18 protein-coding genes and 1 tRNA gene are annotated in these 18,824 nt (G+C 42.3%); 5 read left to right on the top strand and 14 right to left on the bottom strand.

Annotated features, from left to right (window positions below; genetic code table 11):
• Nucleotides 1-75: 75 nt before the first annotated feature.
• Nucleotides 76-1,398 carry a site-specific integrase gene (locus Q1B47_RS08145; protein WP_299791449.1) on the top strand — a complete coding sequence of 441 codons (1,323 nt, stop codon included), beginning with the start codon at nt 76-78 and terminating at the stop codon, nt 1,396-1,398.
• A gap of 58 nt (nt 1,399-1,456) precedes the next feature.
• Here the strand turns inward: Q1B47_RS08145 and Q1B47_RS08140 are convergent, their stop codons facing one another.
• Nucleotides 1,457-1,936 carry a restriction endonuclease gene (locus tag Q1B47_RS08140; protein WP_299791446.1) on the bottom strand — a complete coding sequence of 160 codons (480 nt, stop codon included), beginning with the start codon at nt 1,934-1,936 and terminating at the stop codon, nt 1,457-1,459.
• 394 nt (nt 1,937-2,330) lie between these two features.
• Nucleotides 2,331-2,687: a hypothetical protein gene (locus tag Q1B47_RS08135; RefSeq protein ID WP_299791443.1), complete on the bottom strand. Its 357-nt coding sequence runs from the start codon at nt 2,685-2,687 to the stop codon at nt 2,331-2,333.
• A gap of 137 nt (nt 2,688-2,824) precedes the next feature.
• On the opposite strand from Q1B47_RS08135, the gene Q1B47_RS08130 reads away from it, so the two are divergent.
• Nucleotides 2,825-3,706 carry a nuclease-related domain-containing protein gene (locus tag Q1B47_RS08130; protein ID WP_299791440.1) on the top strand — a complete coding sequence of 294 codons (882 nt, stop codon included), beginning with the start codon at nt 2,825-2,827 and terminating at the stop codon, nt 3,704-3,706.
• A 7-nt stretch (nt 3,707-3,713) separates the two neighbouring features.
• On the opposite strand, the gene Q1B47_RS08125 is transcribed toward Q1B47_RS08130, so the two are convergent.
• From Q1B47_RS08125 to Q1B47_RS08085, 9 genes are all read right to left on the bottom strand, one after another.
• On the bottom strand, nt 3,714-4,388 hold the full coding sequence (locus Q1B47_RS08125) for a DUF2290 domain-containing protein (RefSeq protein WP_299791437.1): 675 nt from the start codon (nt 4,386-4,388) through the stop codon (nt 3,714-3,716).
• A gap of 1 nt (nt 4,389) precedes the next feature.
• Nucleotides 4,390-6,624: an ATP-binding domain-containing protein gene (locus Q1B47_RS08120; protein WP_299791434.1), complete on the bottom strand. Its 2,235-nt coding sequence runs from the start codon at nt 6,622-6,624 to the stop codon at nt 4,390-4,392.
• A 162-nt stretch (nt 6,625-6,786) separates the two neighbouring features.
• Nucleotides 6,787-8,892 carry a replication endonuclease gene (locus Q1B47_RS08115; protein WP_299791431.1) on the bottom strand — a complete coding sequence of 702 codons (2,106 nt, stop codon included), beginning with the start codon at nt 8,890-8,892 and terminating at the stop codon, nt 6,787-6,789.
• Nucleotides 8,885-9,190, bottom strand: a complete 306-nt coding sequence (locus tag Q1B47_RS08110; RefSeq protein WP_299791428.1) for a hypothetical protein — start codon at nt 9,188-9,190, stop codon at nt 8,885-8,887. Before Q1B47_RS08110 ends, Q1B47_RS08115 begins: the two co-directional genes overlap by 8 nt.
• A 216-nt stretch (nt 9,191-9,406) precedes the next feature.
• Nucleotides 9,407-9,592 (bottom strand): helix-turn-helix domain-containing protein, encoded by a 186-nt coding sequence (locus Q1B47_RS08105; RefSeq protein WP_299791425.1) that lies wholly within the window; start codon nt 9,590-9,592, stop codon nt 9,407-9,409.
• Between the two features lie 131 nt (nt 9,593-9,723).
• Nucleotides 9,724-10,590: a hypothetical protein gene (locus Q1B47_RS08100; RefSeq protein ID WP_299791422.1), complete on the bottom strand. Its 867-nt coding sequence runs from the start codon at nt 10,588-10,590 to the stop codon at nt 9,724-9,726.
• Between the two features lie 211 nt (nt 10,591-10,801).
• Nucleotides 10,802-10,877, bottom strand: a tRNA-Arg gene (locus Q1B47_RS08095).
• 195 nt (nt 10,878-11,072) lie between these two features.
• On the bottom strand, nt 11,073-12,239 hold the full coding sequence (locus Q1B47_RS08090) for a flagellar assembly protein T N-terminal domain-containing protein (RefSeq protein ID WP_299791420.1): 1,167 nt from the start codon (nt 12,237-12,239) through the stop codon (nt 11,073-11,075).
• A 280-nt stretch (nt 12,240-12,519) separates the two neighbouring features.
• Nucleotides 12,520-14,298, bottom strand: coding sequence for a GSCFA domain-containing protein (locus tag Q1B47_RS08085; protein WP_299791417.1), 1,779 nt, complete (start codon nt 14,296-14,298; stop codon nt 12,520-12,522).
• A 368-nt stretch (nt 14,299-14,666) separates the two neighbouring features.
• On the opposite strand from Q1B47_RS08085, the gene Q1B47_RS08080 reads away from it, so the two are divergent.
• Together Q1B47_RS08080 and Q1B47_RS08075 are read left to right on the top strand one after the other, a co-directional pair.
• Nucleotides 14,667-15,293: a FlgO family outer membrane protein gene (locus tag Q1B47_RS08080; protein ID WP_299791414.1), complete on the top strand. Its 627-nt coding sequence runs from the start codon at nt 14,667-14,669 to the stop codon at nt 15,291-15,293.
• A complete protein-coding gene (locus Q1B47_RS08075; protein WP_299791411.1) occupies nt 15,290-15,736 on the top strand; it encodes an LPP20 family lipoprotein in 447 nt (148 codons plus the stop codon). The genes Q1B47_RS08080 and Q1B47_RS08075 overlap by 4 nt, the downstream gene beginning before the upstream one ends.
• Before the next feature lie 311 nt (nt 15,737-16,047).
• On the opposite strand, the gene flgN is transcribed toward Q1B47_RS08075, so the two are convergent.
• The 3 genes from flgN to flgA form a co-directional block, all read right to left on the bottom strand.
• Nucleotides 16,048-16,473, bottom strand: a complete 426-nt coding sequence (gene flgN / locus Q1B47_RS08070) for a flagellar export chaperone FlgN (protein ID WP_299791408.1) — start codon at nt 16,471-16,473, stop codon at nt 16,048-16,050.
• A 6-nt stretch (nt 16,474-16,479) separates the two neighbouring features.
• On the bottom strand, nt 16,480-16,809 hold the full coding sequence (flgM, locus tag Q1B47_RS08065) for a flagellar biosynthesis anti-sigma factor FlgM (protein ID WP_299791405.1): 330 nt from the start codon (nt 16,807-16,809) through the stop codon (nt 16,480-16,482).
• Between the two features lie 106 nt (nt 16,810-16,915).
• Nucleotides 16,916-17,623, bottom strand: coding sequence for a flagellar basal body P-ring formation chaperone FlgA (gene flgA / locus Q1B47_RS08060; RefSeq protein ID WP_299791402.1), 708 nt, complete (start codon nt 17,621-17,623; stop codon nt 16,916-16,918).
• Between the two features lie 211 nt (nt 17,624-17,834).
• On the opposite strand from flgA, the gene Q1B47_RS08055 reads away from it, so the two are divergent.
• A complete protein-coding gene (locus Q1B47_RS08055; RefSeq protein ID WP_299791399.1) occupies nt 17,835-18,755 on the top strand; it encodes a chemotaxis protein CheV in 921 nt (306 codons plus the stop codon).
• Nucleotides 18,756-18,824: the final 69 nt, after the last annotated feature.

Genomic DNA, 18,824 nt, shown 5'->3' with positions numbered 1-18,824 from the left:
AAATTAGCTTAAATTAACCCCGCTGGTGATACATGGGTGACACAGAATTAGGTTGTTTACAGAGGCTAAGTCATTATGAATACGGATATTCCTTTTACAAAACGTGCTTTAGAACAGCTCGAAAAGCCGCTTAAACGCTACAAAATCTATGATATTGGCCATAAAAGCTCAGTAAAAGGACTTTTTGTTGAGGTTTTAGTCTCTGGCAAAAAAACTTTTCGCTTTCGCCGCAAACACTTAGGTCGAGCCGTAGTCGTCTCCCTAGGAAACTTTCCAACCATCACCATTGAAAACGCCCGTAAACTAGCCCTAAAACATGCGGCCACTATGTCCCAAGGCCTGAACCCTAATGAGGAAAAACGGGATAAAATACAACAGGCTGAGATAGAGCGAGCCTTAGCCATGAGTATGGCGCAGTTATTTGAGATCTACGTTTCCGAATTTGAACTCAAAATCAAAACGGGTGAGCGGCGTGAAAAATCATTAAAGGATGCTCAAGCACTTTGGCGTAAACATCTTGCGCCTAGAGTAGCGAAGCTATTGATTGAAGAGATCACCCCTGTCGATGCCAATAACCTATTAAAGAAAATCCTTAGTCAAAACTCTGTCGCCATCCGTAACAAATGCCTATCGCTAATGAAGTCGATGTTTAGCGAGCAGGAGAAAAACCCGTTTGCCAAAATCAAAAAGCTAGCTGACACCAAACGAGAGCGAATACTCAATCAACTTGAAGTGAGAAACCTACTCGATGCCCTCAAGTATGAGCCACAAATCTATCAAGATGTGGTGATGCTATTGCTATTAACAGGCCAACGTAAAAGCTGTGTGTTTACGATGGAGTGGAAAGAGATCGATCATCAGCGCGGTATCTGGCTTATCCCGACTAGCAAGATGAAGGTGAAAAAGCCACATGCTGTGCCGTTAACGGTAGAGGTGATGGATATTCTCAAGCGGCGCAGTCAGGAGGCCAAACAGGGCGAGCAATACGTTTTCCCTGCTCCTCGTACTCAAACAGGCCATATCACAGAGAAATCAGGTAAGGGCAGCTTCTGGTGGCGTATTACCGAACGAGCAGGGCTACGAAGTGATGAAAAGGGCGAGAGTGTCACAATTCACGATCTGAGGCGAACCATAGCCAGTTGGAGTGTGATGCGCGGCGGCAACATCCAAACCACGAGTAAGCTACTAGGTCATAGTGATATCAGTATCACCGCCAGCACTTATGCTCACTTAGATGTTGAACAGGTCAGGACAGAGCTTGGTATCACCACGGCTCAGTTGCTGGGGACTGATATCCAAGAGTCGAAGGTGGATAAGTTAGTGAAGGAGATAGAACAGCTCTCAGGAGAGGAGAGGAGTGAGTTGTTGAGGATACTTAGAATTAACTATAGAGCTTAGAAAGCTTCCTTAGCTACTGTTCAATACCGTATGGCACTACAAATGTGTAAATTTTGAATTATGTTGATTTAAATCTTTGTATATCTAATATCCAAGAACCTAAGGTATCACGATCGATGAGTTCACAATTTACACTCATAGCAAACTCAATGGCATTTTGAGTAAAATAATTGTTTGTAACAACCATCGAGTTTGTACAATTATAATAATCTTTAGCAGCACAAGCATCACTAATTGCTCTCCTAGAAATTTTCTGAGCGTGTCTTTTTACCTGTACGGTATACCGCCTTCCGTTACGGCAAGCAATTATATCGGCTCCAAAATCACCAGAGCCTTTTGTAACTTCAACATCAGTATAATTTTTTTGACTTAAAAGCCATGCAACGTAATGTTCGAACTCTAGGCCATCCATAGTGTCGATTCTTTCCAGCCTAATAGCTTTATTTATTCCTTTTGTATATCGGTAACTTTCTTGCTTGAAAAAAGTGCCGATATTGATAATCCCAAGTATGAGAGCTACAAAGATAAATGCCGGCATGCTAGGCGGGCTCCCAATAAAAAAGTGAAGCCCAATGTATGAAGCAAAAAGTTGACCTATATAAGAAAGCATTAAGCAGACACTCCATAATTTGGGGCAAAAATCAGGCTATGTACTCATAAGTATGTAGAACAAAAATAGAAGCGGTTATCAGATTTATCAAGATTAGATTGAATGTTCATTTGAGGGGGGGGGCTATGATTACTCACTGGTAATACTTCCATCAATCAGTAGGACTATAGTCATGAGTTTTATGGGGGGAAACTGCACTAGCATCTCCAAGTTTTACCATGCTTGTTCAGCTCTTCAAGAGTCTAGCAGAGATAAGTTAGTGAGGGGGATAGAACAGCTCTCAGAGGAGGAATGGGGAGAGCTGTTTGAGTATTTTATGAATCTATAAGTTGAGAGACTTTTTTAACAGATTAGCTTGGTGTTCTTCCATTGATAAACTGCATTCTACTAAATCTGTGTTTTTGATGATTATGTTTGAAGCTGGAAAAAGTTCGTCTAAACATCGTGTTCCACTACGACCTTTGGATTTGTAAAAGTCTAAAACAGCCTGACACTTGGCTTTATCACTGTTCAATATAGCTTGGCCGTTAGGAACCATTAAACATTGAGTTTGAATTTCTGACTTATCCCAGCTCTCTAGATAGCCCACTGCTCCGAACAATACGCCAAAGCTTCCAGAAAGGAAGTATATTCCGAATAAAGCACCAACTAAAATAGTCCAAAACACGCTTGCTTTCACAATAAGCCATCCTTGTTTAGGTATATGATTTTACGAGATTAAAGCAGGCCTGAAGAATAATCAATCAATGTCTGTTCATTGTCAGTTTTATTGTAGTAAGATTCGAACTAAAGAAGTAAGAGCTTTCAAGGATGAGTATGAGTGAGTTAACCACAAACCTTTTATCAATAGTGATTCTCCTCTCTGGCATGGGAGTCGTGTTGCTGGTGATGTTTGTGATGCTTAAGCACCGTGATAGAACTGTAAGGTTACCGATTGATAGGGAGCAGCTCACTCGCATTCCTGCACTTGGTCTACAGAATCAAATTCAAGATCTTCAGTTTGATGTTTTGTCAGCCTTGCTTATGGCTGTAATGGCTGTTTGCTTTCCCTTTGCCTACTTCGGGCTTAAAGCGTTTCTAACTATCGGATCGATTCACTGGCTTCTAGTGGCATTTATTCTTGTTGGTCTTATCTATAGTGGTTATCGAACGTGGAAGACCATGTCACAGCTTGCAAAGGTTAGGTTAGGTCATACTGCTGAACTCGCGACTGCTAGTGAGTTAATAGGGTTACAGGCATTGGGCTATCAAGTCTTTCATGATGTACAAGCCGATGGGTTTAATATCGATCACTTAGTTGTCGGTCAAAATGGTGTATTTGCCATCGAGACTAAAGGGCGGCATAAGCGAACCAAAGACAAGAAGAATGGCGGCAAAGATTACCAGCTTTTCTTTAAAGATAACCGTTTAACTTTCCCATCTTGGACAGAGACTAAGCCATTAGAGCAAGCCACAAGACAAGGTAAATGGGTAGGGGAGTGGCTAACAAAATCAGTAGGCTTGCCTATTAACCCATTACCCGTTTTAGTGTTTCCTGGTTGGTTTGTTACCAGCCAATCAAAACCACCGTTCCCCATCATGAATCACAAGCAGTTGGTGAAGGCTATTCCAACGCTCAGGTCACAAGCATTTACCCATGAGCAGGTAAATGCGATTGTCTATCAAGTGGCACAGAAGTGTTTGAATGATAATGTATAAGTAATTGCTAAGTTGTAATATAGAAATGATCTATCTCATCAAATACAAACTCTAACTTTTTTGATGCATTCATGGCCGCCATGTAGGTTTTCTTTTGCGAAGCTTCTTCATACCAGTCTTGGAAAAAGTGTTTGGATATGGAATCTAAAAATATAAAAGGGCTAATAATTTTTGATGTCGTTATTCTGAAGTCATTAATGCCACCAAATTGTAGATGGGCTTTACTATGTGATTTAACATTGCAGTCATAGTCAAATCTTATGTGAGAATTATTTGAAAATATTTCTTCATCATCGTCTAATAAATCTATCATCTCTAGGTAAATGTTTTGCATTGGTTCGCTAGCATTTTCAGCATAATCAAATAGATCTTCAGAAGATTCTTCCATTTTTTTTGGGTGTGGGTAGTAAGCTAATCTCGCTAACTCTAAGTCACCCTTGTCATCGAATTTATAAAAAAGTTGGATAAAAGAGGAGTCTACAAATAGAATAGAGTACTGCTGATTGTCTAGTAGTTTTTGGTACTCTCTTTGGTAACAGACAGCCTTATCTATCCCTGCTTGATAATTGTTCCATGATATAGTTTGTCCCATAGTGTTATTTATATTTAGATCAGATATTATAATCTTCTTGAAATAAGTACAAACTTGCTCTATGTTTGAGCTAATAGACTTCTTATCCATTTTAACCCTCGTTATCATTAAACATTTTCATAAACTCAGGGTTGTTTTTAAGTGTTTCTAATAGTAGTTCAGGATTGGAGAGAGCAGACTGTATATCTCTTTCTGCTCGCTCAATTTCCTTATCAGACTTGCTGAGTAACTCTCTTACATTGTTCACCTTTTCGTTACTCGGTCTAGTGAATTTAAAGTATGGAAAGTCTGCTGTTATAGAGTTGATTTCTTTCTCTAACACCTCCATAAACTGGCCATGCCCAGTAATATAACACCATCCTCTTGATCTTGTTACAGAAGCGAAAAAGGCATTTCTAGCTCTCAATGTTATATCTGAAGAAACTTTTTGAGAGTTCATAAGGAAAACTACATCAGACTCGTTTCCTTTTGCTTTAAAAGGAGTGGCAATAGTGATGTGGTTTTTAACTTTAAATACATCCACACTTTCAACGAATCCAGGTGTAACAGACTTGATACCTTTTTGATTTAGTAACTGTCTGAGCTGTAGGCACTCATCTTTACAACCGTTAGAATAGTTAATATCAATAACAATTATGTTTTCAGGGGATACATTTTGTTTGTTTATCAGATATTCTATTTGGGTTGAAATAAACTGCATCTCTTCTTCAAAACTATTAAGTGTATTTACTCTTACTAGTTCTAGAGGGTTTTTACCGTTTTCATTAAGGATTTTTTCTAAACCATTGCTTCTGTTACTTTCTGGTCTAAATAATTCAACTTCATCATACTCCTGAATTTCATCGGCATCTTTTGGTGATAGTAGTTCATATCCAATTGCATTCCAGTCTTTTTTGTTGTCAAAGAGTTGCATTCTACGAGTCTTATTATAAAGTCCTAATGCAACGCCATGAGCAACCATTAACAATGGCCTTGGTGTTCTGTAACAATGTGGTAAAATAAAGTCTTTTTCTATTCCACCTAGATATGTACCATTGAGCATGTCCTCAGAAATATTTGGTTCTCCAGCTGAATCTTTGCCAAATAATTCTTCAACGCTCTTCATTTTATCAGCCTTTAGAGACTGAAATTCATCATAAGCCCAAACAATTCTTTTAGGCGATTTTGTTAGCTTGTAAACCATTTCAAAAAGTGCTGGTGATAGGTCTTGTGCTTCATCTATTAAAACCATGTCATAGAAAGGTTCAATTCTATCTGAGTGATTATCAAGCAAATCTCGATATATGTACTCTAAAGGGTCTGATATTCCTTTAACATTACCATATGTTTTCGGAGTGACGCCTAGTTTTTTACATATTTCTGAATAAAGGCCTGCTTTATTTCTACCACCCCACGCGTGATATATATTAAGTTTATTATCAAAGTCAGGTATTTTTTTTGCTTCTGATAAATAATACTTTGAAATTAGATTGGTTACTATTTCGTATAGGCTTTGAGTGTTGAATAAATATAAAATCTTGAAGTCAGGCTTTCTTTTGTGTGTAATCGCTGCTTTTAAAGATAGTACTATGGTTTTACCTGTTCCAGCTAACCCTCTTATTCTTTGGTATCCGTTAGGTAGTTGTAAAGAGATTATTCTTTGCGCCTCATCTTGTTTAAATGTTCTTTCTTGTGACTTTTTTATATATGAATTTATTGTTTTTAGTTCTTGCTCTGTGTTGACTTTGAATTTATCTTGGAAAATATACGTTCCTTCGATAAGGCTTATTACCAAGTCCAGTTTTTCATCACTTAACGCTTCATCTTGGTTGTCATTAATGCTTTTTAAAATGTTGTCACTCAAGTTGTCATGGCCAAAACAATATGAGTAAAAGCCATCCTCAGGTTCTTTACTTTTAATATCAGCGTTTGTATTAGCATTTAAAATGACGATAGATTTTATGGGGAATATAATATCTTTTTTCTTTCTGCTATATAGTGATGAATCATTTTTAAGTCTTGACTTGATTTCATCGGTGAATAAGTCCATTAAATAATCACGCGAGTACATTTCTTGACCGCTAACTGTCCAGATTTCGTCCTCACCACGATAGTGAATACTTTCTAAAGTCCCCTCCACTACATCTAAACAAGTGATGCCGTATTCTTTTGAAATTAACATAAATGATGGTGCTTCAGAGTCATCATTTCTACCTAAAGAGGTAAGCTTATAGGCCAAGTAACCGTCAACATGAGCAAATAATTTTTGCAGTTCTTCTGCGATAATTGAATGAATAGGCTTATCTTCTAATTCAAGTGAGCCTGCTAAAAAGCGTAATTTTGACATGCTGAAGTCTCTCTTTACTGGATATTGGTCAGACTAGCGTATTTCACTCACTTTATCAGCTAATTAGTAAACATTTTTAGACTTTAATCAAATGCTACACATTGGTGATTTATTCTCTTGGAATACACTGCCGCGCCATGCGCGGTAGTACATTTAGTACAGTTATTGACAGAACTCCAAGTTAACAGTGTTAGGCTTGTGAGCATGTGTAAGCGTCCATTCGTGGACGCGAGTGATGATCTCAACACCTAAACAGACAATGCCTTTGAGCTGTGTCATCAGCGCATCACCGTATCTGTTGCTCTTGTAAATCTGGTTTGAGCCACTAGAGGTATTGCCTAACTCGGTTGCTAGTTCGGTTTCTATGACCGAATTGGGTATGCTTTTTTGGTTCTTTGTTTTGGTTAGTTCGGGGGCTACTTCGGTACCAAGAACCGTACTGAGTATGGTTGTTTCGGTTAAGTTAGTACTGAATTCGGTATTCATTACTGAGTTAGCTACGGTCGTTCGGTTAACCTTACAGGTTAATTCGGTTGCTGGTTCGGTACCCAATACCGCATTCAGTATGGTTGTTTCGGTTAAGTTGTTAGTGAGTTCGGTGTTCATCACTGGGTTAGCTATGCTCGTTCGGTTAACCTTATAGGTTAAATCGGTAACTGTTGTGGTGTTCAAAACCGCATTGGGTATGGTTGTTTCGGTTAGATTGATAACCGGTTCGGTGTTCATTACTGGGTTAACTACGGTCGCTCGGTTAACCTTATAGGTTAATTCGTTAGCTGTTGTGGTGTTCAAAACCGCATTGGGTAAAGTTGTTTCGGTTCTTTTGTCGATTTTGTTTGCGTATAGAGGACGGATGGGTTGATCACTCCTTTTACAAAACACACCACCCATAAGCTCAGTGTAACGGCTCCAGTTTGATTCATCAGCCGCTTTTCTGATTGTCTCTACCCAATCTAAGCTTTGGTCTGTTATTTTTTCTAAGCGCCTTAACTCGCGCCATTGGGTGACACCCACGCCGCCTATCTGCTGAAATTGACGTATGCCCCAACAAGACGCCCACACTTTGATTCTAACCGCTGAGGTTACCGCTTCCTTGCCGTATGAGTCGTGGTCTATGCCTTCGCCGTCAATATTCTTAGAAACGTACTTAACCACATAGCCAGTTGCCGAACCTTTGTCTGGGTCGATATATTCAACCTTAAAGCGGCGCTCTTTTGCGCCTTGCTCGTCTCCGTCTTCCTCTAGGCAATATTTCTCGAAGGTCTCGACTAGGGCTTTCTGTTGCACAGTCGGGATAAACAGCAGTAGGTGCCAGTGTGGCGTGCCATCATGATGAGGTTCGGCAATACGGAAACCGAACGGGCTGATCTTGTCTCGGTTAAGGGATGCTCTGATACGTTGAAAGGTGCGATTGAGATAGTCTTGTGCATCCAGCGGGGTAGCGCCGTTCCAGTTTGGGTTAGCGTCCCCTGATTTGGAATAGCTTCTATGATACTTAGAGGGAGTGGTCATGGTGAGGAATAGGGCAGAGTAGCCCATCTGTTTGGCGTAGTCTTCAAAGCCACGTATACGAACCATCAGTTCGGCTTTGCGTATGGCAGGGTTTGAGACATTGAGCTTAGAGAGTTCAGCAAGGCTCACGCTGTAATCGAGTTCGTTAGTGGCAATGGTGTTTTCTAGTAGCTCTTGGTTGTTTTGCCATTGGGTTTTGAAGTTGTCGACTGTGATGTTGCTGGCGTAGATCCCTCTATGTTTATTCACTTGATTCAATAGGCGAGAGATAGTTTCTATCTGCCTGTTGTGTTGACGCCTGAGTTTGGGTTTCCACCATGCCTCATCATTGGCGCGTTTGAGTACGCCAACCACTTGAGCCAGTTCTGTTTCGTTAAGCGTGCCTGTTTTAAGGTTATTTAGTACCGCTTCCGATAGCTTAGGCGGCGTGATCTGATAACCCGTTATGTAATGAATAATTCGGTTATAGGCGTTAAGTAAATTATCGCCACTGGTTGCGGCGGTTTTTATACAGCTGCGGGCATGGTATTTTGCCTGGGCTTTATGATCTTTGTCTTCGACATTAATACTGTAAAAGTGACTGTCTTTACCCAACACCTGCGCAATGGCCTTGGTGGTATGAAGCACATAGAGGTTAGCTTCACGTCTTGTGGCTTGCTTTTTATAGTGCCTCATGATGGCAGCTTTATGTAACGAGGGGAGGCCGTAAAGCTTTCCCTTTAGCCACGGCTTATCATGCTTATGGACTTCAGGCATGATGACTCTCCCTGTTTGAGCGAGTAACAGCATGTTCTAGCCTTTCAAGGCCACGTTGGCTGATTGTACAAATCAAGTAACGCATCCCCGTTATATAATGGATCTCCTCCTTAATAAATCCTAAAGCTTTAAGCTTAAATAGGGTGCGCCTTTGAAAGTGTTCTTCATGGGCTTGGTTATAACGCTTGCCTCTTATTACTTTGCCGAGATCAGGGCATAGCTCGATACAAACAGCAATGCTGTTACCTTGCCCAATCCAGTTAAGGAGCGAACCTTGTTCTTTGCTTAAGGCGGCCATTATTTGCCTCCCTGCTTTTTAACTGAACTTCGCGTTACGTTAACTAGTTCGGTGTTCGTTAACGGGGACGTTGGCAGTTCGTTTGAGTCGCTTTCGGGCTGTGTACCCGTTAACGGGTACAACCCCTTATTACGAGGACTAAACGATTTATACAGCTCCCATATTGAATGACAGATGATAAATCCATATAAACCAATGAGCATAACAAGGAAAATATTAGAGAGTATGCTCATAAACCCTCCCGTTAACGAAGTTTTCAACATCGCTTTGACGGTACATCACACGCCGACCAACTTTGATAAAGCTGAGAGGGTAGCGTCCAGTACAGCGCCATACGGATAAGGTTCCTATCGTGACTCCTAAGAAGTCAGAAACTTGAGAGGGGGTAAGTAGTGTATTCATGTTAACTCCGATTAGTTTGTGTTTGTCGGGGTCAACCATATGATTTGAGGAGAGAGGTGTATTTACTTGTCGCTGTGAGAAGGTACTTTATTGCTGCGAAAAGGTACTTTCTCGCAGCGAGGAAATATTTATTATCGGTTTGCTGTTCTTAGCCACTCATAAAGACGTTTTTGTCCATTTAGTTCCCAATTAATGGTTGAACCAAATTCTGCAGCAAGTTTTTTTACTCTTGGAAGTAATAGATGCGAGGCTTGGCTTGGGTTCTTGTACTCTCCAGACAGGTATAATTTTATAGCTGCTTCCTTTGTTTTTTTGTTGCCGGAATGGCGTTTTTGATTACCTTTAGAGCCAGCATTGGAAAAATGTTCCATAGAGCCTTTTATCTTAAGTAATTGCTCGCGCCCCGCACTATTATTTGGACTTTCCTTTCCAAAAACCCTTTCCCAAAGTTGGTCGAAAAACATAATTGACTGTTCTGGTAGATTTGCAAAGTGGCAGGCTAAGGCACTTTTCAGGAGAGAAAATCTTAGCTTATTTTCATCTCCATCTTCAGGTTCTTCAATGTAGATGAATGGGCGTCTATTCTTAAAGTCTTCTAGGAAAATTTCAAGTTCTGGTTTTGTGTTTATAAAAAGCTCGGAAAGGCTTTTAGACGATGCTACCTGCGCAGCATGTTGCGGATCAGGTTGGATATCTAGGGCTTTAATAGCTAGCAGACTCTGTGCACTAAATACTTTGGCGATGGCAGTGTAAGTTTCATCATAAAGCTTCAGTCCATCAGGGGCTTTTGCCAGAACCTTTAGTTGTTCCTCCTCGGAATCTGGCGTTGAACTTAAAAGCTCTTCTAAGTCGTTACATTCACTTAGGGAAAGTAAGGCGTCGTTATAGCGTTCGAATTCAGGAGTTGGTTCATCTCCACTCAATATATTCATAGAATTACTGATTTGATTTGAAGAGTTTATTTGTTCATTAATATTTTGTTCTGGAGACTCACCCATTGTAGAGGTACTTCCTTGTCTTTGAATAAGACAAAACTATTAGAAATGGGGCAAAAAGTCTACAACGGAGGTTAATGCAGTAAAACTGAGGTTATTCGAAATGGTTATAACAAAACATGCTAAAAAACCGTCTGCGCGTGGTGATACAGGGGTGATACAGGATTTGGCGGTTTTGTTAAGGTGTTGATTTTGCAGGTCAAAAAGTGCTAATTGGTCTCCCCACAGGGACTCGAACCCCGATCGATCGCTTAGGAGGCGACTGCTCTATCCTGTTGAGCTATAGGGAGACGAAACTGATTATACTGGTTTTAGCCCAGATGAAAAGAGGGATGAAAAGGCTTTAAATTTAGTTGCTTGTTTCTTATTCAAAACTAAAGGGGGAGAAGAGCTTATCGCGAGTGCATATACCTGCTATTTCCAACTGTCACTATCAATTGTCATTTTAACTTATGTGTGTGGCTGCACCCGCGAGAGTCTTTAGGTTACATCTTTATCGCAATATCATTTATCTGCACATTGAAGGAGGCTTTCTGGCCAACTAATACGGCGGTAGCGGTATCTTGTGTGACCTGATCAATCTTCACCGTTGCACGGCTCTTTCCTGCAACCGCTCTCATCTTATCGAATCGGTCTGGAAAATTTTGTTGCAGGATCAGCTGGAATGAATCACCTACACGTATTCCGTGGCGCCGTCCCAGATTAATGATCAGCCTGTCATGTTGTTTGGCAACGACCTGTCCCAGAATAGGGCGACAGCTTAAGCTGGTATCGATATCTTCTATCGCCTGTGCAAGCACTTTGTCGATGGTTTTCCCATAGGTCGATTGCCAGAACCTTTGATGATTGGAGGGCACGGTTTCTTGCCGCTCGAATTCCCAGGGGGCGAAGGTGTTGTAGCTCTCCTCCCAGATCTTTTCACCACTTATTCCATGGTAGAGTGAAAGACGGATCTGAAACTGACGGTTCGGATCGCTGCTCCACAGGCCAAGCATATGGCTCTGGGCCGGATCCATCGAGATATCGATAATCTCAGGCAGTAACACATATTGGCTGTCTGTTATCTCACTCAACCAACTCGGCAGGCGATATCCCCGGATGTCGACCAGCGCCTGATCTATGTCTAAGCGCTCGTTTGCATGAATATGGGGAAAGCTGGTTTGAGAACTCTGAGTTATGGTGTCCGCGATGCGTTGGGAAAGTGCCTTCTCAAAAAAACCGATATTACCGTAGCGTAGCTGAGCCCTGTCTTTAATCAGCGACTGCGGGACTAATATTGCAGCCTTAAGCGACTGGCTATCACACTGACTCTCTTTGCCATCGGCGCTGATGACATCGACTCTGATCATGACGGTAAGCTTATCCCCCTCCAGCAGCTCATTGATCAGCTCTATTTTGGCTGCCTGAGATTGGTTTTCAATTGCAAAGCTATCTTCAACAAGTTGGCCATTTTTAACTTGTTTAGTGCTGGTAAAGTTGGCACCACTGTTAAGTGTGGCATAGGTGAGCGCCTGGTGAATCGCGTCTTCACGGGCCTTTGGAACATTTCCGTTAACTACATTGGCCTCGCCTTTGACTACGGTCCAGGCGCCTAATGCGACCTGAGAGTAGAGTGATACTAAGGTAAGGAGGAGCAGTATTATTCGTTTCATCTATTGGTCCAATTTTTATCGTCGATAGCGGCTAAGAGATTATGAATCGACATAAAAATGACAGTTATTGCGCTGTCACTTGACTGTTATCTGCCGTTATTAGTAGTAAGCAATTTCTATGCCTTATGTTTTTTGACAAGCCTTGACTCCGGAAGTGACATCGAAGAGGCTCGCTGCCTCGGGTTTATTCAATTGGGTATTTCAGCGTTTGACAGAGCCAGATTCGATTATGTTTGAATCTGGCTGTACTTCAATAAGGTATTGATCACATAGGTGTCAGTTAATCCTGACTTGGTTGATTAACGAGTGCCATTAGTTTGTCTGCGAGCCAGGCATAGTACCTGTCGTTGCCATGGATCCAGTTATGGTCCCCATCTCTGAACTGTATATCTGATGCATAATTTTCGGGATCCAAAACCTCCTCATTAAATGCCCTGGTTGCATTAAAGAAGCCGACACCAAATTGGTTCCATACATACTCCATCGCATCGAAGTAGGAATAGATTAATTCAGAGGTTGATTGTGACTCTTCAAAGTACTTGCTGAAAGGGGGATCTGAAACAACAATCACCCTGTGTCCTATATCATGAAGCTTAAGGATTATCGAAAGCTGCTCGGTGAGATCTTCATTGAAATAATCGACAAAATCTTTGGTAGTGACCTCTCCTCTTGGTTCGGTGTAGGTCATGTTGAACCAGGTTGCGAACCTGGATATCGATTGATGGGTCTGCATTCCCAGGTTGGTGATGATAGTAGATTTAATCGGTGACCCACTTTGTTCATGAGCGTGCAGGTTGTTGTAAATCACAGACCATAACTTGCGCGAATCTGCACTCTCCAGCGGTACAAAATACTCGTCATCACATAGGGCAAATTTCTTCTGAGCGAAACCTGAACCATTCATCACCATACCACCACAGTGTTGAACCCCCATGTTGCTGAGTGATGTGGAGAGCTTACCTATATGGCTGTCACCAAAAAGGGTGAGCTCTGTCAGAGGCTGTTGCTCTGAGTTGTCCTGCAATTTTCTTGTGGCTTCCAGCATCTCCTCATCGCAGACGACTTCATCACTATTATCTGAATGGGGCGCTGGAGGGGCTTGATTTGTGTTCTCTGTCGTTAGCTCTTCTTTTCCAAGAACTGAACCGAAATGACGCATCACATAATTTACCGCTTTGGGGGTCACAGACCTTAGGTTGCGCTCAAACCTGAAATCTTCAGCGCAGGGGACGGTGATGATCTCGTAAGAGGGAAAGTAGTCAAAGTCTGAGCCGCTATCGGCCAGATAGCCGGCTACCGCGCGAAGTGTCGATTTTGAGTGCTGATTGGCAACCATAACGTGCTTATCTGTCGCCGTTGCCGTCAACGGTACCGGGGAGACAGTTAAAATTATCTTTATATCGGGGTTAATAGCCTTGAGGCGGATGGCTATCTCTTCAAGGTCTGATCGGATCTCATCATAGCTAAAGTTATAGAAGCTATATAATGAATCATCGAAAACACCCGAAATAACGCCGGGGCAACTTGGGTAAAAGAGATTATCACTGTCTCTCCATGCTTCAGTTAATCCCAGAGTAAAAATGAGAACATCAGTGACTGCTATTGTCTCTACCATCTCTGTCGCGGCCGCCACTCTGGCGTCGATTAATGAGGCTTGTGATTCGAAGCCTTCCGGGTTGAAACTGGGCCTGAGCAGGTCATAAAACCTCTTTGCGTCGCTGTAGATTCCCTGGCTCTTGTTAAGAGCAGATTCACTCTGTGCCATATCGAACCACTGCAGCAGACACCTTGGAGTGTAGAGATTACCGAAAGCAAAACTGGATACCTGATTGGTTTCAATTTTGCTCTGGTTAAATGTGTAACCCTCGGCGTTAAGCCACCTACCTACATGTTGCGCGAAACATGACCCGATGGATGAAATCCTCGGGTTGTCGATGCCTAAATCGATTTGATGTAATTGGGTGAATATCTCTTGGCCAAGCTTAATATTCGCAACGCCGGTGCGCCAAAAGGTGTTTTCGCCTTTATTGCTGTAGGGGGTAAAACCTGCGCTCTTCATGATACAACCTCTTCATATTAAAAAAATAGATGTCAGGAGGGTTAGGTGCTGACCTGAGGTTGGCATTCCACCGACGTTTGACTGACAATAAATTTACACTTGAAATGCTAAAGCAATAAGTGTGCCTGCAGGCAAAACCAGGGCTGTTTGGTTAAAGTTATTCATAATCAAGCCGATGATCATGCATACACAGAATTGAGGATAGGACTGTACCTGTTTGGCAGGAACAGTTTTAATCTTTGGCGCGATACTTGCTTCGTTTCTTATGTGAGTGAGAATAGCTTTTTGTGAGAGAATTATCTTCGATATCGCCAATTTTTGGACGCTGCGATGTCATCGCTTTTTATTGGTAAGTTTAGGATTCGGCTATGCGTATAGTTCTGTTTTTATCATCCGCTTTAATGCTTAGCGCTTGTGCTCAGAGTGAAAGCCCGGATATCGACCCGCTTGTCAGCGGCAATAGGTTGCCGCAGAGATCGGCAATTAACCATATGTCTCAACAGATAGTGAATGAGCTGGTGAGACAAAATGATGAGCTGAGGTCAAATCAGCCACTGTTAGTTGCGACACCGGTATTATTGGATGATCTGAAAAGCACTAACGCCGTGGGTCTGCAGCTGCAGCAAGGTTTTATCTCCGCGCTGCACGATAATCAATTTAGCCTGGTCGATATCAATGTGGGAGATAACATCAGGGTCACACCTGAAGGGGACTTTTTATTGACCCGGGATTGGAGGCAACTGCCCGCGGATATAGCCGTCGAGCATGTTCTGGTGTCAACCATGAGCCTGAATAACCTAGGCATCGTAGTAAACTCCAGAATTGTTAATGTCACCAATAATCGTGTCGTCTCCGCCTCTCAGGGGAGTTTTTCAATTAAGGAACTTCCCGGTTATCTGAAGCACTCTGAAAAAGTTGTCTCACAAGAGGGGCTGCTATACCGAGATAGCAGTGTTGGAATGCAAGAGGTTCAAGTGAAAGGTGATACGAAATGAGAATTTGGCTGATGTTGATTGCAGTGCTGATAGCGGGCTGCTCATCTAAAGACAGATACATAGAGTGGGAAACCCAGGCGCCTGAAAGTTTTCCTAAGCTGACCGCAATAGGCTATGCACCTTTGGATACTCAACCATCGGAGGTTAAATCCCAGCAGGTCTTAATGGCAATGCAGGCGTCAAAGGTTGCCGCATACCGGGAGTTAGCCGAGCAGGTATATGGCCAGCAGCTCTCAGCCTCGAGCAGGGTTGACGATTGGATGTTGACCGATGACAGCATTCAGGCATCGGTGACCGGGTTGATACGAGGCGCTAAGGTGGTAAAGAGTTACCCTGCCGGTGACCATTATGTGACCGAGCTTGAACTGGATTTCGCACAGGTGTGGGCGCTCTATCAACAACAAAACAGGCCACAAAAGATAAAAGAGATCACCTATTTTTAAATCCGCTGCGAGTTACGGGCTACGAGTCATGAGCTACAAGCGACATGCTAAGAGTTACGAGCTGTGACTACGCTTTTCCTCCTCCGTCATCCCCGCAATGCTTTTGAGCGGGGATCTGCTTGCCACTCTAATATAAAGAGCAAAGTCAAATCACCGGGTTTGGTTGTCAGTATCGGCAAGCAAAGTACAATCCGCGAGTTTCGACGGGATCTATCTGCTATTTTCTACTAACCAGAATTCAGGGGAAGGGGGCTTTGCTTTTGCGTCGCAACTCGAAGCTTTGTCTGCGCTATCTATACTCGCCGCTGATCTTAAGCCTTTAAGTTATTACCCAGTGTCGAGATGGTGGAGGTCTTACCCTTATCGTTATAGGTAAGGCTGGATGCATTTCTGCTGGCTTGAAGTGCTTGTGAGAAGCGGTTGATACTGGCGATATTCAGCTCGATTAAGCTGGTATTTTCAATATTTAACTGCTGACACTCTGCAAGCAATCCCTTAGCAGAGTCGACTCTAGCCGCTAAGTCAGGTTCACTGACCAGCAGTGATTTTTCCGGATGAGTGGATAAAGTTACATCATTTGCTTTGATATCATCGAGTAACTTAGCTTTGGCAGTGGCCAGTGAGAGTAAAAGATCGGCGTTTTGCTCGACTAATGCACTCTTCTCTTGAGTTATCGTTACTTTCAGCTCTTCAAGCAGCTTATGCTGCAGCTCGATGATGTTACTTATCTGGCTCATAGAGTATTAATTGAGATCCTTCAGCTCATTTTCGAATTGAGCAATATTAGTGGCTAGCTTTTCAGGGTCGATTTTATATCTTCCTTCAGCAATAGCGAGTTTTATCTCTTCAACCTTACCCTGATCAACTTCCGGTATATTGGCCAGTTTCGCCTGAGTGCTCTGTAGTTGTTGTGCCTGAGAGGTGATAGACACAGAGTCACTCTTTGGTGGGGTGCTTGTTGAAGCCGTTGCAGCTCCCTGACTCGCCTGACTGCTGCCTTTGGCAACATCGGCTTTAGCCTTACCCACATGAGTGTGCGCTGTGGTATTTACTTGTTTAATATCAATAGCCATCTTAGGCTCCAACAATCAAAAAATGGAAGAACATACACGTATATCGGCAATGTTTAACAGAGCTTTAGTTATTTTTTATCAAATCTTGAGATTGTTCAGGCCGAACTCACATTCTGACTTCAACTTCACCGACTCCGGTGACTTTCGCATCAAGACTCTTATTGGAATAACTGTTCTTTATACGAATTCTATCACCTAAATTACCATCACGCAGTGCTTCTCCTACTGTTTTTATTTCGAAATTTTTTGAACGTGCATAAATTGAGACCGTATCTCCTTTGCATACAAAGCAGAGGTTGTTGATGAAGATGGGCTGGTTAGGAGGAATTCTCCTTTTTACCCGGGTCCCGATAACATCATCTATCTTATCAAATTGTTGTCCCCGTAAACTGGTTTGCTCTACATATTGAATAGCAACATCTCCACTGGATATCAGGTCATCCGGGCCTAACGTTTCTACTGAAACAACCACCGGGTATAGCACATCAACCCTCACTGACAAAAAGATCTGCCAGGGATATTGAAGTTGAGGACTGTCACAGCTTATTTTTACCGTATTATTTCGCTTTATGGCTCGATTGGTCGCCAGTTCAGCCTTTACAGGCGGTAAACAAAGAGGTGGCTTTAATCTGGAATCCAGGCTTTGAGGTGTGATTTTGACTTTGGCATGCTCTGCAACGTTAATTTTTTCTTCGATGACGGCTATAGCTAAGTTAGAAATGGTCGATAGAGAGGGCACAGTCGCTTCTTGTGAGCTAAAAGCATGTGTTGATTGGAATAAAATGATTAAATAGACCACATATTTTACTTTCATAATGAATAGACTAGCTTGATTCGCTAGATTACACCTATACTTTCTTAGTGACCGGAACTTTGTTCTTCTCATTTTTTGAGAGAAGGTGTCAGAAACTTGACAATTATTTGGTCAGGTTATGAGATGTATTTTATAAAGCAATTAGTATGCCTATACTCACTAAGTCGTGGGTAATGGGTGAGCATCCAAAAGTCGACAAGGCAAGAGTACTATGTCAAACATTCTTGAGTCAGTTAATAAACGCACGCAGTTAGTCGGGCAAAACCGTTTAGAGCTTTTATTATTTAAACTAAATGGCCGTCAAAGATTCGGTATCAATGTCTTTAAGGTTAAAGAGGTTTTGCAATGCCCGCCCCTTACCAGCTTGCCTAAGTTAAATAACACTGTCAGAGGTGTGGCGCATATTCGTGGCAATACCATTTCAGTGATCGACTTGAGTGCCGCTACCGGCGGTCGTCCTATCGAGAATACTGAAGGGTGCTTCATTATCATCGCGGAATATAACCGCAGCGTACAAGGCTTCCTGGTTAGTTCTGTCGAGCGAATTATTAATATGAACTGGGAGGCAATTCTACCACCTCCACAGGGGGCGGGAAGATACTCCTACCTGACCGCGGTAACAGAGATTGAGGGGGAACTGGTCGAAATCCTCGACGTCGAGAAGATCCTCGACGAGATCTCTCCGGTTAAGACCGACATCAGTCAGGAACTTGATGAAAAACTTACCATAGACAGGGAAGAGCACTTCCACATCATGGTTATCGATGATTCGGCGGTGGCCCGTAAACAGATCATCAGGGCACTTTCGTCCCTGGGCTTACAGATAGATACCGCTATCGATGGTCGTGATGCGCTGGATAAACTTAATAAAATTGCCGAAGAGATGGACAATGTAGCAGCTGAAATTCCCTTGATCATCTCAGACATTGAGATGCCTGAAATGGACGGCTACACTTTAACTGCAGAGATAAGGGATAACCCTAAGTTAAAAGATATTAAAGTGGTATTGCATACATCATTAAGCGGCGTATTTAATCAGGCTATGGTTCAAAAAGTCGGCGCTAATGATTTTATTGCGAAATTTAACCCGGATGAGCTTGCAGCAGCAGTGAATAAGCATTTGAGTCTATAATGACTCATAATTGAGTGCAGTGAGTTGATATTAAGCTTGTTTCTTTTACTTAGCTCATGTATAACGCTG

This window comes from uncultured Shewanella sp., from assembly GCF_947501225.1.
In the GTDB taxonomy this organism is placed as follows: domain Bacteria; phylum Pseudomonadota; class Gammaproteobacteria; order Enterobacterales; family Shewanellaceae; genus Shewanella.
Note: the sequence above shows the minus strand (reverse complement) of the source record. Positions and strands in the feature narration are given on the sequence as shown.